This window comes from Nocardia cyriacigeorgica (assembly GCF_010858045.1).
In the GTDB taxonomy this organism is placed as follows: Bacteria; Actinomycetota; Actinomycetes; order Mycobacteriales; family Mycobacteriaceae; genus Nocardia; species Nocardia cyriacigeorgica_E.
Genome location: NZ_JAAGVC010000036.1, coordinates 15,107 through 29,277, shown reverse-complemented (window position 1 = coordinate 29,277; position 14,171 = coordinate 15,107). Strand labels below are relative to the sequence as shown.

Here is a 14,171-nt window from a genome sequence, read left to right as displayed (position 1 = left end):
TCGACGGCCGCGCACCGCACTGCTCGGACTCGAGCGGAGCCGGCTCCGCTCGACCCCGAGCGGAACCCGGTGCACCCGCGGCCGAGGTGTATCGGATAGGCGAGGTCGGGCTCCGGCCGTTCCCCTCCGGCGCAGGCCACGGATCGGGCTCGGTGACCCATTCGCCTGCTCCTCCGGAGGAACGAGATGTCGCAGGTGGAAACGCTCGGACAGGGCTCGCCGGCACGCGGGCCGCGCCCGGATATCGCGCTGTCGTGGCAGCGGTCGCGGCTGTGCGGAGTCGATCCGGGCGCGGGCCTGGACAGCGATCCGGATGCCGAGGTCGACAGCGCGGGCCGGCTGCTGCACGCGGCGCGGCCGATCCTCGACGAACTGGCCACGCAGCTGTCCGGGACCGGACTCGCGGTCCTGCTCGCCGACGGGGACGGGCGCATCGTCTCGCGCGTGTTCGACGGCGCCGCCACCGCCCGCTGGTTCGACCGGGCCGGCGTGGTGGTGGGGTCACTGCTCGGTGAGGACCGTGCGGGCACCAACGCGCTCGGCACACCGCTCGAGCTGAAACGACCCATCGTCATCAACGGTTGCGAGCACTATCTCGAGCGGTTCAAGGATATGAGCTGCTACGGCCAGCCGATCATTCACCCGGTCACCCGCCGCGTGGAAGGGGTGCTCGATCTGAGCGCGCGCGGCGCCGAGGCCAACCCGCTGTTTGCGCCGCTGGTGGCACGGGCGGTGGCCGATATCGAAGCGCGGTTGCTCGCCGGGCGCCGTGCCGCCCAGCAGCGACTGATCGAGGCATTCCAGCGGGCGCCCGCGCACCGCGATGTCGCCGTCGCCGCGATCGGCGGTGACGTGGTGCTGGCCAATCCGGCCGCGATGGACCTGTTCGATCAGGCCGACCATCACACGCTGCGGGAGCTCGCGCTGGACCTGCGTCCGGGCGGCCAGCGGCGGATAAGCCTCGAACTGTCCTCGGGGGAGCGGGCGGTCGTGCAGGCCGACGCCATCCCCGGTACCGATGGCGGCGCGTTGTTCGTGGTGCGGTCGGAGGCGCGGCTGCCGGTCCCGCGCACCCGCACGGGCGCCGCCGATCGCCTTCGGGACCGGCTGCGTGCGGTGGCGGCGGGCGAGGGTGCGGTGATGGTGGCGGGGGAGCCGGGTACCGGTCGCAGCACCGTCATCGCCGAGTTGGTCGCAGGGGCCGAGGCCGTCCGGGTCGACGCCGCCGATCTCCCTGTGCGGGACGCCGAGGCCTGGCTGCGGGCGGTGTGTGAGCGCGAGCGCCCGCCGGCGTTCCTGGCGATCGACGACGTCGATCGGCTCGCGCCCGAAGCGGTGCACGCCGTGGCCCAGCTCGTCCGGACCACCCGCTCACCTCGCGTGGTGCTGTCGAGCGGATCCGGCAGCGCACCCACCGCCGAGTTGTCGGCGTTGCTGGCTGCCTGCCCGCATCGGGTGCAGCTGGCGCCCCTGCGGGAGCGGCGCGCCGATATCGCCGAGATCGCGGCGCAGATGCTGGCGGGCATCCGTCCCGGACTGCGGCTCACCGCCCGGGCGCTGGGCGCGTTACGAGCCGGGCAGTGGCCCGGGAACCTCACCGAGCTGCACTCGGTGCTGGTCCAGGCGGCGAGCAGCGCCCGCGGCGACCGCATCGATCTCTCCGATCTTCCAGCGCCCTATCGGATCTCGCCGCGGGTGGCCCGGCTGTCCGAACGTGAACTGGCCGAACGCCGCATCATCATCGCCGCCCTGGCCGACAGCGGTGGGAACAAAGTGCACGCCGCGCGCAGGCTCGGGATGAGCCGGACCACCCTGTACGCGCGGATGCGGACCCTCGATATCGACCGCTGACGGTGTCCAGACATTGAACAGTTAGCGCGCACCGATCCATCGGAATATGGCCTGTGTCACAGACCGATTTCCCTGGAGGTACGCATGACAGCGGTGTCCGAGTTCCCGATCCGGACGCAGGTTCGCAGTTTTCTCGACCGTCCCAAACGGCTGCTCATCGGTGGTGAATGGGTCGACGCGGCGTCCGGGCGCACCTTCGCCACCGAGGATCCCGCCACCGGCGCCACCCTCGCCGAGGTGGCCCACGGCGGCGCCGAGGACGTCGATCGCGCGGTCCGCGCGGCGCGGCAGGCCTTCGACGACGGCCCGTGGCAGTGGATGAAGCCGAACGAGCGCGAACGGCTGCTCTGGCGCGTCGGCGACATCCTGTCCGAGCGCGCCGCCGAGTTCGGCGAGCTGGAGGCCCTCGACAACGGCAAATCGGCGGGCATCGCCACCGCGGTGGACACCGCGTGGGCGGCCGACGTGTTCCGTTACTACGCCGGTTGGGCCACCAAGATCGAGGGCTCGACGGTCGACGTCTCGATGCCGTTCGCGCCCGGCGCCCGGTTCCACGCGTACACGCTGCGCGAACCGGTCGGTGTCTGCGGCCTGATCGTGCCGTGGAACTTCCCGCTGCTGATGGCGTCGTGGAAGCTCGCGCCCGCCCTCGCGGCCGGAAACACCGTGGTGCTCAAGCCCGCCGAACAGACCCCGCTGACCGCGCTGCTGCTCGGCGAGGTATTCCAAGAGGCCGGCTTCCCGCCCGGCGTGGTGAACATCGTGACCGGCTTCGGTGACGCCGGCGCCGCCCTGTCCGCCCACGACGGTGTCGACAAGATCGCCTTCACCGGCTCCACCGAGGTCGGCAAGCTCGTCGTCGACGCGGCCCGCGGCAACCTCAAGAAGGTGTCGCTCGAACTCGGCGGCAAGAGCGCCAACGTGGTGTTCGCCGACGCCGATTTCGACGCGGCGGTCACCGGATCGCTGAACGCGTGGCTGTTCAACCACGGCCAGTGCTGTGTGGCGGGAACGCGGTTGTTCGTGGAGGACAAGATCTTCGACGACTTCACCCAGGCCGTCGCCGATGCCGCCGCTGCCGTGAAGATCGGTCCCGGCCTGGATCCGGCGACCGAACTCGGCCCGCTCGTCTCGCAGGAGCAGTTCGACCGCGTGACCGGCTATCTGCAAGCCGGACTCGCCGACGGCGCCCGCGCCCTCACCGGCGGCAAACGGTGGGGCGAGACCGGGTACTTCGTGGAGCCGACCGTCTTCGTCGATGTGCGGCCCGAATTCAGCATCGTGCGCGAGGAGATCTTCGGCCCGGTCGTCGCGGCGCTGCCCTTCAACGCCGACGACGGGATCGGCGCGGCGGTCACCGCAGCCAACGATTCGCCCTACGGGCTCGCCGCCGGCGTGTGGACCCGCGACGTCGCCAAGGCGCACCGCACCGCGCGCCTGCTGAAGGCCGGGTCGGTGTGGGTCAACCAATACAACGGTTTCGACACCGCGATGCCCTTCGGCGGCTACAAGCAGTCCGGTTGGGGTCGTGAGCTCGGCGCCGCCGCCATGGACCTGTACCTGCAGACCAAATCCGTCAACGTCGCCCTCTGAGCGCGACCGTCTACCGTCAGGAGAATGCCGTGAAAACCACCGCAGCCGTGCTCATCGACGCGGGCAAGCCCTTCGAGATCATGGAACTCGATCTGGACGGGCCCGGCCCCGGCGAGGTCCTCATCCGCTACACCGCCGCCGGGCTCTGCCACTCCGATCTGCATCTCACCGATGGCGATCTGCCGCCGCGCTATCCCATCGTGGGTGGCCACGAGGGCGCGGGCGTCATCGAGGAAGTGGGACCCGGCGTCACCAAGGTGCAACCGGGTGACCACGTGGTGTGCAGCTTCATCCCGAACTGCGGGCACTGCCGCTACTGCTCCACCGGCAGGCAGAACCTCTGCGATATGGGCGCCACCATCCTCGATGGCTGTATGCCCGACGGGACCTTCCGATTCCATGGCAACGGAATGGATTTCGGCGCCATGTGCATGCTCGGCACGTTCGCCGAACGGGCAACCATCTCCGAGCACTCGGTGGTCAAGGTGGACAACTGGTTGCCGCTGGAGACCGCTGTCCTGGTCGGTTGCGGCGTGCCATCGGGGTGGGGTAGCGCCACCTACGCGGGCAATGTCCGGGTGGGTGACATCACCGTCGTGTACGGCATCGGCGGGCTCGGCATCAATGCGGTCCAGGGTGCGGTGCACAGCGGTGCCAAGTATGTCGTCGCCGTCGATCCGGTGCAGTTCAAGCGCGAGACCGCGCTGAAGATGGGCGCCACCCACGCGTTCGCCACCGCCGAGGAGGCCGCCACCACCGTGAACGAGCTGTCCTGGGGGCAGGGCGCGGATCAGGCCATCATCACGGTGGGAACGGTCACCGAAGAGGTGGTGTCGGCGGCGTTCGAGATCGTCGGCAAGGGCGGGACGGTGGTCGTCACCGGACTCGCCGATCCGGCGAAGCTGACCGTCCACGTCTCGGGTGCGATGCTGACCCTGAACGAGAAAACGATCAAGGGCACGCTGTTCGGCTCGGCCAACCCGCAGTACGACATCGTGCGCATGCTGCGCCTCTACGACGCCGGTCAGCTGAACCTCGATGATCTGGTCACCACCCGGTACCGGCTCGAGGACATCAACCAGGGATATCAGGACCTGCGCGACGGGAAGAACATTCGTGGCGTGCTGATCCACGGCAGCGCCGGCTGAGATCGCGCTCGCTGCCGGGCGACACCGATGGTGCGTCCGGCAGCGAGCCTGAGCGGGGCTCCCACGGCGGAGTTTGTCGGAGGGCGTCGATAGGCTGGGTAGGTGGCAGATCCCGCGACGTACCGGCCGAAGCCGGGCACGATTCCCGTCGAACCCGGTGTGTACAAGTTCCGGGATTCCTACGGGCGCGTCATCTACGTCGGCAAGGCCAAGAGCCTGCGCTCCCGGTTGAACTCCTACTTCGCCGACGTGGCCTCACTGCATCCGCGCACCCGGCAGATGGTCACCACCGCGGCGAGCGTCGAGTGGACGGTGGTGTCCACCGAGGTCGAGGCGTTGCAGCTGGAATACAACTGGATCAAGGAGTTCGATCCGCGCTTCAACGTCCGCTACCGCGACGACAAGTCGTATCCGGTGCTCGCGGTCACCCTGAACGAGGAGTACCCGCGGCTGTTCGTCTACCGCGGCGCGCGGAAGAAGGGCGTCCGCTACTTCGGGCCCTACGCGCACGCCTGGGCGATCAGGGAAACCCTCGATCTGCTGCTGCGGGTGTTCCCCGCGCGCACCTGTTCCAACGGAGTGTTCAAGCGGCACAGCCAGATCGGGCGCCCGTGCCTGCTCGGCTACATCGACAAATGCTCGGCGCCGTGCATCGGCCGGGTCAGCGCCGAGGAGCATCGCCGCATCGTCGAGGATTTCTGCGACTTCCTCGCCGGGCGCACCGACCGCATGGTTCGCGAGCTCGAACGACGCATGCACGCCGCCGCCGACGACCTCGACTTCGAGACCGCCGCCCGCCTGCGCGACGACGTGCAAGCGCTGCGCCGGGCGTTGGAGAAGCAGGCCGTGGTGCTCGGCACCGGCACCGACGCCGACGTGATCGCCTTCGCCACCGACGAGCTCGAGGTGGCGGTGCAGATCTTCCATGTGCGGGACGGCCGGGTCCGCGGTCAGCGCGGCTGGGTGGTCGACAAATCCGGTGACGCCGTCGACGTGCCGGAGGCCGGTGGCGAGATGGCCGCGCTGGTGGAGCAGTTCCTCACCCAGTTCTACGGTGAGCAGGCCGCCGTCGCCGCCCAGGGCGCCGAGGAACAGCCCACCGTGGTGCCGCGCGAGGTGCTGGTGCCCGAGTTGCCCGCCGATGTCGAGCAGGTGCAGCAGTGGCTGTCGCAGCTGCGGGGCTCGGCGGTGCAGGTGCGGGTGCCGCGCCGCGGCGACAAGAAGGCGCTGGCCGAGACGGTGCAGCGCAACGCCCAGGAGGCCCTGGCCCAGCACAAGCTGCGCCGCGCCGGTGATCTCACCTCCAGATCGGCCGCGCTGCAAGACATTCAGGACGCCCTGGATCTGGACACCGCGCCGCTGCGCATCGAATGCGTCGACATCAGCCATGTGCAGGGCACCGATGTGGTCGCCTCGCTGGTGGTGTTCGAAGACGGGCTGCCACGCAAATCGGAATACCGGCACTACACCATCAAGGAAGCCGCCGGTGAGGGCCGATCCGATGACGTCGGCAGCATCGCCGAGGTCACCAGGCGCCGCTTCGGCCGGCTGCGCCGTGAACGCGACGCCGCCGAACGGGTCGAGCTCGACACCCCCACCGCCCCCGAAGGCGCCCCCGCCGAGGACATCGACGACGCGCCGACCTCGCTGCCGGGGATCGATCCCGCGACCGGTAAACCGCGCAAGTTCGCCTACCCGCCCAACCTCTACGTCGTCGACGGCGGCGCACCGCAGGTCGCCGCGGCCGCGGAGGTGCTCGACGAACTCGGCATCACCGACGTCGCGGTGATCGGCCTGGCCAAACGCCTCGAAGAGGTATGGGTGCCCAACGAGCCGGACCCGGTGATCATGCCCCGCACCAGCGAGGCGCTCTACCTGCTGCAACGGGTACGTGACGAGGCGCACCGCTTCGCCATCACCTTCCATCGCAGCAAACGCTCGCGCCGGATGACGGCCTCGGCCCTGGATTCGGTGCGCGGGTTGGGCGCTGCCCGGCGAACCGCGCTGGTCACGCACTTCGGATCGGTCGCCAAGTTGAAGGAGGCAACGGTGGAGGAGATCACCGAAGTGCCCGGTATCGGGGTCGCCACGGCCCAGGCGGTGCTGGCCGCCTTGCGCGGAGATTAGCCCCGGTCGCGTACGTTGTGTAACTGCACCGGGTACCGAATTCGGTGCGACAAGATCGAGAGGCATCCAGACAACAGATCCGGTGGTACATGACACGCGTCGAATCGAACAGCAGCGGCCATGCCCCCGGGCCCGCCGCAGCGCGCGGCGGGCCCGCCGGTGCGCAGGTAGAGGTCGTTCTGGTGACCGGTTTGTCCGGAGCGGGGCGCGGTACCGCGGCCAAGGTGCTCGAGGATCTCGGCTGGTATGTCACCGATAATCTGCCGCCCGAACTGATCGGGCGCATGGTCGAGCTCGGCGCCGCCGCTGATCCGCCGATCCGGCGATTGGCCCTGGTCATGGACGTGCGCAGCCGGTTCTTCACCGGCGATCTCTCGGTGGTCACCGAGCAGCTGCGTGCGCGCGGTGTGAAGACCCGGGTGTTGTTCCTGGAAGCCTCCGACGATGTGCTGATCCGCCGGTTCGGATTCGCCCGGCGCCGCCATCCCTTGCAGAGCGAGAGCGCCGACGGCACGCTGTCGGCGGGCATCGCCGCGGAGCGGATCCGGCTCTCGGCGGTCAAGGCCGCCGCGGACGTCGTCATCGATACCACCGAGCTGTCCATCCACCAGCTGCACCGCAAGCTAGAAGAAGCCTACGGCGGCGGCGCCTCGGCAGCCTTGCAGCTGACCGTGCAGTCCTTCGGTTTCAAGTACGGGGTACCGCTGGACGCCGACATGGTGTTGGATGTGCGTTTTCTGCCCAATCCACACTGGATACCGGAACTGCGGGAACATTCTGGACAGGAGTCGGTGGTCAGCGAGTACGTGCTGACGCGTCCGGGCGCGGACGACTATCTGCGTACCTGCCACCACCTGCTCGACCTGGTCACGAACGGTTACCGCCAAGAGGGGAAGCGATACATGACGGTGGCAGTGGGGTGCACCGGCGGCAGGCACCGCAGCGTGGCGATCGCGGAAGCGCTGGGTGAATCGTTGCGCACCGACTCCGACGGGGTCGTCGACGTGGTGCGCGTGGTCCACCGGGATCTGGGGCGCGAATGACGGGATGGGATGCCAACCCCGCCATCGTCGCGCTCGGCGGCGGGCACGGTCTGTACGCGACGCTGACCGCGGTGCGGCGGCTCACCACCCGCATCAGTGCGGTGGTGACCGTCGCCGACGACGGCGGCTCCTCCGGCCGATTACGCGCCGAGCTCGGCGTGCCTCCGCCGGGTGACCTGCGGATGGCGCTGGCGGCGCTGGCCGCCGATGCCGACGGGGTGTGGACCCGCACGGTGCAGCACCGCTTCGGCGGCACCGGCGCGCTGGCCGGGCATTCGGTCGGCAACCTGATCCTGGCCGGGCTCACCGAGGTACTCGGCGATCCGGTGGCCGCACTCGACCAGGTCGCGGCGCTGCTCGGAGTGACAGGGCGGGTGCTGCCGATGTCGCCGATCGCCCTCGACATCGAGGCCGACGTATCCGGGCTGGAGGCCGACCCACGGGTGAGTCGCTGCATCCGCGGGCAGGTGGCGGTGGCGACCACCCCGGGCAAGGTCCGGCGGGTGCGGCTGATCCCCTCCGACCCGCCCGCCAGTCCGGAGGCCACCTCGGCCATCGAACACGCCGACGTGGTGGTGCTCGGCCCCGGTTCCTGGTTCACCAGTGTGATCCCGCATGTGCTGGTCCCCGAGCTGCACGACGCGCTGGTCTACACCCGAGCACGCAAAGTGCTCGTCCTGAATCTGGCCGCCGAGCCGGGCGAGACCGCAGGATTCTCCGCCGAACGCCATCTGCATGTATTGTCCCAGCACGCACCGGATTTCGCGGTCGACGATGTCTTGGTCGATTCCGGCTGCGTGCCCGAGGGCAGAGAGCGTGAACATGTGGCAAGAGCGGCCGAACAGTTGCGAGCGCGGGTAGTCTTTTCCGATGTCGCCGACGCGGGAACAGACCGGCACCATCCCGGAAAGCTTGCCGCCGCACTGGATCGTTTGATCCGGGAACCTCGGCCGACCATGTCAGGGCTTCGAGTCGAGGGACGGCACATGGGTCAGGATGTGCGGTCCGGGTTGGGTGGAAAGGAGCGCGTCTCGTGGCGATGACAGCCGAAGTGAAGGACGAGCTGAGCAGGCTCGCGGTGTCCCAGGTGAGTTCGCGCAAGGCGGAACTGTCCGCCCTGCTGCGCTTCGCCGGTGGGCTGCACATCGTCGGCGGGCGGGTGATCGTCGAGGCCGAGGTGGATATGGGCTCGATCGCGCGCAGGCTACGACGCGAAATCTTCGAGCTCTACGGCTACGGCTCCGACGTGCACGTTCTCGGTGCCGGCGGGCTCCGCAAGACCTCGCGCTACGTGGTGCGGGTGTCGAAGGAGGGCGAGGCGCTGGCCCGCCAGACCGGCCTGCTCGACGTGCGCGGCCGTCCGGTGCGCGGGCTGCCGGCCCAGGTGGTCGGCGGCAGCGTCGGCGATGCCGAAGCCGCTTGGCGTGGTGCGTTTCTCGCGCACGGCTCGCTCACCGAACCGGGGCGCTCCTCGGCGCTCGAGGTCAGCTGCCCCGGGCCGGAGGCGGCGCTGGCGCTGGTGGGCGCGGCACGCAGGCTCGGCATCTCGGCCAAGGCGCGCGAGGTACGCGGCACCGACCGGGTGGTGGTGCGCGACGGCGAGGCCATCGGCGCGCTGCTGACCAGGATGGGTGCCCAGGACACCCGGCTGACCTGGGAAGAACGCCGGATGCGCCGGGAGGTGCGGGCCACCGCCAACCGGTTGGCCAACTTCGACGACGCGAATCTGCGCCGCTCGGCGCGCGCCGCTGTCGCCGCCGCCGCGCGGGTGGAGCGGGCGCTGGAAATCCTCGGTGACGAGGTACCCGATCATCTGGCCGCGGCGGGCAAGCTTCGCGTGCAGCATCGCCAGGCCTCGCTCGAGGAACTGGGCCAGCTCGCCGATCCGCCGATGACGAAAGACGCTGTGGCCGGACGTATCCGGCGCCTGCTGTCGATGGCCGACCGCCGCGCGAAGGAGCTCGGCGTGCCCGATACCGAATCGGCGGTGACCGCCGAACTGCTCGACGAAGCCTGAGCGGGCGGGGCCGGTTCTACCGGCCCGAGTTCGGTCGTTCGCGGGCCGCACCTCACCGGATTCGCAATCGTGAGGTGCATGTCCGCGGGGTTACGGCCGGGCACTACTGTAGGTAGAGACGGAATGAATCCGCTGAAAAGCTGAGGAGCGATAACGTGACTGTCCGGGTAGGCATCAACGGCTTCGGTCGTATCGGCCGTAACTTCTTCAGGGCGGTCGAGGCGCAGAAGGCGCTCGGCACCACCGACATCGAGATCGTCGCGGTCAACGACCTCACCGATAACGCGACCCTGGCCACCCTGCTGAAGTACGACTCGATCCTGGGCCGGCTGCCGCAGGATGTGTCGCTCGACGGCGAGGACACCATCGTGGTCGGCGACCAGCGGATCAAGGCGCTGGCCATCAAGGAAGGGCCCGCCGCCCTGCCGTGGGGCGATCTCGGCGTCGACGTGGTGGTCGAGTCCACCGGCATCTTCACCGACGCCACCAAGGCCAAGGGGCACCTGGCCGCAGGCGCCAAGAAGGTCATCATCTCCGCGCCCGCCAAGGGCGAAGACCTGACCGTGGTCATGGGTGTCAACGACAGCCAGTACGACGGCAGCCAGAACATCATCTCCAACGCCTCCTGCACCACCAACTGCCTCGGCCCGCTGGCCAAGGTCCTCAACGACGAGTTCGGCATCGAGCGTGGCCTGATGACCACGATCCACGCTTACACCCAGGATCAGAACCTCCAGGACGGCCCGCACAGCGACCTGCGCCGCGCCCGCGCCGCCGCGCTGAACATCGTGCCCACCGGCACCGGCGCCGCCAAGGCCATCGGCCTGGTGCTGCCCGAGTTGCAGGGCAAGCTGGACGGCTACGCGCTGCGCGTGCCGGTGCCCACCGGTTCGGTCACCGACCTCACCGCCACCCTGTCCAAGTCGGCCACCATCGACGAGATCAACGCCGCGTACAAGGCTGCCGCCGAGGGCCCGCTGAAGGGCATCCTGAAGTACAACACCGATCCGATCGTCTCCAGCGACATCGTCACCGACCCGCACTCGTCGATCTACGACGCGCCGCTGACCAAGGTCATCGACGATCAGGTGAAGGTCGTGTCCTGGTACGACAACGAGTGGGGCTACTCCAACCGCCTCGCCGACCTCATCGGCCTGGTCGGAAAGTCGCTCTGACCCAGATGGCAGTCAAGACACTCGCAGATCTGCTGGCCGAGGGTGTCGAGGGCCGGGGCGTGCTGGTGCGCTCCGACCTGAACGTCCCCCTCGACGACAACGGCACCATCACCGATCCGGGCCGCATCCTGGCGTCGGTGCCCACGCTGAAGGCGCTGGTCGAGGCCGGCGCCAAGGTGGTCGTCACCGCGCATCTGGGCCGCCCGAAGGGTGAGCCGGATCCGAAGTTGTCGCTGGCGCCGGTCGCCGCGCGGCTGGCCGAGGAACTGGGCCGCAATGTCCAACTCGCCGGTGATGTGGTCGGCCAGGACGCGCTCGCGCGTTCGGAAGGCCTCACCGACGGTGACGTGCTCATGCTCGAGAACATCCGGTTCGATCCGCGCGAAACCAGCAAAGACGACGCGCAGCGCGCCAAGCTGGCCGCCGCGCTGGTCGAGCTGGTGGGCGAGGACGGCGCGTTCGTCTCCGACGGCTTCGGTGTGGTGCACCGCAAGCAGGCCTCGGTCTACGACGTGGCGAAGCTGCTGCCGCATTACGCGGGCGCGCTGGTCGCCGCCGAGGTCGAGGTGCTGGCCAAGCTCACCGAGAACCCGGAGCGGCCGTACGCGGTGGTGCTCGGCGGGTCCAAGGTCTCGGACAAGCTCGCGGTGATCGAGGCGCTGGCCCCCAAGGTCGACACCCTCGTCATCGGCGGCGGCATGTGCTTCACCTTCCTTGCCGCCCAGGGCCTTTCGGTGGGTTCCTCGCTGTTGCAGGAGGAGATGATCGACACCTGCAAGCAGCTGCTCGAACGCTTCGCCGACGTCATCCACCTGCCCCGTGACATCGTCGCGGCCGACAAGTTCGCCGCCGACGCCGACTCGAAGGTCGTTCCGGCCCACGAGATCCCGGACGGCTGGATGGGCCTGGACATCGGTCCCGAGTCGGTGGACCGGTTCTCGGCGCTGCTGACCGAGGCGAAGACGGTGTTCTGGAACGGCCCGATGGGTGTGTTCGAGTTCGACAACTTCGCCGCCGGCACCCGCGGGGTCGCCGAGGCGATCGTGACCGCGACCGGTAAGGGCGCGTTCACCGTCGTCGGTGGTGGCGACTCGGCCGCGGCCGTGCGCACCCTCGGCCTGCCGGAGGACGGTTTCTCGCACATCTCGACCGGTGGCGGTGCGTCGCTGGAATACCTCGAGGGCAAGGAACTTCCCGGCATCAGCGTGCTGGAGGAGGACGCGTAATGGCACGCAAGCCGCTCATCGCGGGCAACTGGAAGATGAACCTCAATCATCTCGAGGCCATCGCCCTGGTGCAGAAGATCGCGTTCGCCCTGCCGGACAAGTACTTCGACAAGGTCGACGTCACCGTCATCCCGCCGTTCACCGATATCCGCAGCGTGCAGACGCTGATCGAGGGTGACAAGCTGCGCGTCACCTTCGGCGCGCAGGATGTGTCGGTGCACGACGCGGGCGCCTACACCGGCGAGATCAGCGCGTCCATGCTGGCCAAGCTGGGGTGCAGCTTCGTGGTGGTCGGCCATTCGGAGCGCCGCCAGTACCACAACGAGGACGACGCGATCGTGCTCGCCAAGGCCAAGCAGGCGTTGAAGCACGAGATCACCCCGATCGTGTGCATCGGTGAGGGTCTCAATGTCCGCGAGGCGAAGACCCACGTCGAGTACAACCTCGAGCAGTTGCGGGGTTCGCTCAAAGGCCTGACGGCCGAGGAGATCTCGAAGATCGTCATCGCCTACGAACCGGTGTGGGCCATCGGCACCGGCAAGGTCGCCACTCCTGCCGACGCGCAGGAAGTGTGCGGCGCGATCCGCGGTGAGCTCGCCGAACTGGCGTCGCCGGAGGTGGCGGCGTCGGTGCGGGTGCTCTACGGCGGTTCGGTCAATGCCAAGAACGTCGGCGAACTGGTCTCGCAGACCGATATCGACGGCGCGCTGGTCGGCGGTGCCTCGCTCAAGGGTGACGAGTTCGCCACTCTGTCGGCGATCGCCGCGGGCGGCCCGCTGCCCTGATCAACGACCCTCGGGGCCCACCGGGATTGATCCCGGTGGGCCTCAGTCGTTGTCGTGGATTCGTGGTCGTGCTCGGAGGGGCGTGTGATCCGGTTCGCGGAGCGGCTGAGGCGATGACCCAGACCCGCAGTTCGTCGGCGAGGTTCTGGCGTGACCCTGCACGCAGTGAACAGTGCGTGCAGGGCGCGCCGGCCTGTGCCTTGGCCGGCTGTGTGGGGCAGGTGTGCCGGGTGCTGCGCGGCTATTGCGCCCGCAGCGTCAGTCCATGACCGTTGGGGTTGCGCAGGGTGAGGACGTCGGCGTCGACGGTGGCCTGCGCGGTGCGGTCGAGGGCCTGGAGGACCGCCTGTTCGACCTCCATGGTTTCCGGGTCGCACATCATCCTGGTGGTCGCCACCTGGAAGGCGATATCGGAGCCTTCCGGGGTGTCGGTGATGGTGGCCGAGCCGGTCATCCGGTTGCAGCCGGCAAAACCGGTGAAGGAGCCGTCCTCGGCGATGGTGAAGCTGGGTCGCAGTTCGTCGATCTTCTGCGAGTGGATCTCGGCATCGGGGGTGAGCAGGGCGGTGACGACCCACGGGGTGCCGCGCAGCGGGCGGTCGGGGAGCAGGACTTCCTTGTCCATCATGATCACGGTGGTGTTGTTGCCTTCGAGGGTGAGCCGGGCGTCGTCGAGCCGCCAGCTGGGCGAGGCATTGAGCAGATCACTGAGCCATCCGTCGGCGCCCATCTTCTCGCCGGGGCAGGCCATCAGCGTGCTGGCCAGGCCCGACACCTTGACGGTGTCGCCATCGAGTTCGACCGCGCCGCTATGGGTATTGCAGCCCGCCGACCCGGAGATCCGGCCCTCGGCGAAGGTGAGCGTCAGCGGGCCGCCGCCGGGAATCGGGGTGCCTTCCACCTCGGTGGAGAGGTAGGTGTGGCCCATCGGCGTCGGCGCGGGCCCGGCCGGCTCGGCGTCGTCGTCGTTCGCGCAGGCCGTGGCGGCCGCGAGGGTGAGCAGCAATGCCGCTCCGAACCGGATCAGATGTGCCGACATGTCGCGATCCTACCGGCGGGTGATCTGCCGACTCGGGATTCGCGGGCGACATCCACGTCCAGCTGCTGCGGCGGGCGGCGATCGGGTTTCGACATTCCGGCGATCGCCGAAATTCAGATGACGCAGCGAATGCCGGGCCGTACCGTACGTCCCTGTCCGATAACGGG

General features: G+C 69.0%; 11 protein-coding genes. 10 read left to right on the top strand and 1 reads right to left on the bottom strand.

From position 1 onward, the window contains the following. Positions 1-186 precede the first annotated feature (186 nt). The 10 genes from GV790_RS23130 (at position 187) to tpiA (ending at position 12,965) form a co-directional block, all read left to right on the top strand. The gene (locus GV790_RS23130; RefSeq protein WP_163816003.1) at positions 187-1,851 is read left to right on the top strand and encodes a sigma-54-dependent Fis family transcriptional regulator; all 1,665 of its coding nucleotides are present in this window, start codon (positions 187-189) and stop codon (positions 1,849-1,851) included. Positions 1,852-1,935: 84 nt separating this feature from the next. Beyond that, positions 1,936-3,444, top strand: coding sequence for an aldehyde dehydrogenase family protein (locus tag GV790_RS23125; protein ID WP_163816001.1), 1,509 nt, complete (start codon positions 1,936-1,938; stop codon positions 3,442-3,444). A gap of 29 nt (positions 3,445-3,473) precedes the next feature. Continuing rightward, positions 3,474-4,592 carry an NDMA-dependent alcohol dehydrogenase gene (locus GV790_RS23120; protein ID WP_163815999.1) on the top strand — a complete coding sequence of 373 codons (1,119 nt, stop codon included), beginning with the start codon at positions 3,474-3,476 and terminating at the stop codon, positions 4,590-4,592. Between the two features lie 102 nt (positions 4,593-4,694). Beyond that, positions 4,695-6,719: an excinuclease ABC subunit UvrC gene (gene uvrC, locus GV790_RS23115; protein WP_163815997.1), complete on the top strand. Its 2,025-nt coding sequence runs from the start codon at positions 4,695-4,697 to the stop codon at positions 6,717-6,719. An 89-nt stretch (positions 6,720-6,808) separates the two neighbouring features. After that, positions 6,809-7,762 (top strand): RNase adapter RapZ, encoded by a 954-nt coding sequence (rapZ, locus tag GV790_RS23110; RefSeq protein ID WP_163815995.1) that lies wholly within the window; start codon positions 6,809-6,811, stop codon positions 7,760-7,762. Next, on the top strand, positions 7,759-8,805 hold the full coding sequence (locus GV790_RS23105; RefSeq protein WP_163815993.1) for a gluconeogenesis factor YvcK family protein: 1,047 nt from the start codon (positions 7,759-7,761) through the stop codon (positions 8,803-8,805). The genes rapZ and GV790_RS23105 overlap by 4 nt, the downstream gene beginning before the upstream one ends. Next, on the top strand, positions 8,796-9,779 hold the full coding sequence (whiA, locus tag GV790_RS23100) for a DNA-binding protein WhiA (protein WP_163815991.1): 984 nt from the start codon (positions 8,796-8,798) through the stop codon (positions 9,777-9,779). Before GV790_RS23105 ends, whiA begins: the two co-directional genes overlap by 10 nt. A gap of 155 nt (positions 9,780-9,934) precedes the next feature. Next, positions 9,935-10,954 (top strand): type I glyceraldehyde-3-phosphate dehydrogenase, encoded by a 1,020-nt coding sequence (gap, locus tag GV790_RS23095; protein ID WP_163815989.1) that lies wholly within the window; start codon positions 9,935-9,937, stop codon positions 10,952-10,954. 5 nt (positions 10,955-10,959) lie between these two features. Then, the gene (locus tag GV790_RS23090; RefSeq protein WP_163815987.1) at positions 10,960-12,180 is read left to right on the top strand and encodes a phosphoglycerate kinase; all 1,221 of its coding nucleotides are present in this window, start codon (positions 10,960-10,962) and stop codon (positions 12,178-12,180) included. Next, positions 12,180-12,965, top strand: a complete 786-nt coding sequence (gene tpiA, locus GV790_RS23085) for a triose-phosphate isomerase (protein ID WP_163815985.1) — start codon at positions 12,180-12,182, stop codon at positions 12,963-12,965. Before GV790_RS23090 ends, tpiA begins: the two co-directional genes overlap by 1 nt. A gap of 241 nt (positions 12,966-13,206) precedes the next feature. Here the strand turns inward: tpiA and GV790_RS23080 are convergent, their stop codons facing one another. Further along, positions 13,207-14,004: an META domain-containing protein gene (locus GV790_RS23080; protein ID WP_163815983.1), complete on the bottom strand. Its 798-nt coding sequence runs from the start codon at positions 14,002-14,004 to the stop codon at positions 13,207-13,209. Positions 14,005-14,171 lie beyond the last annotated feature (167 nt).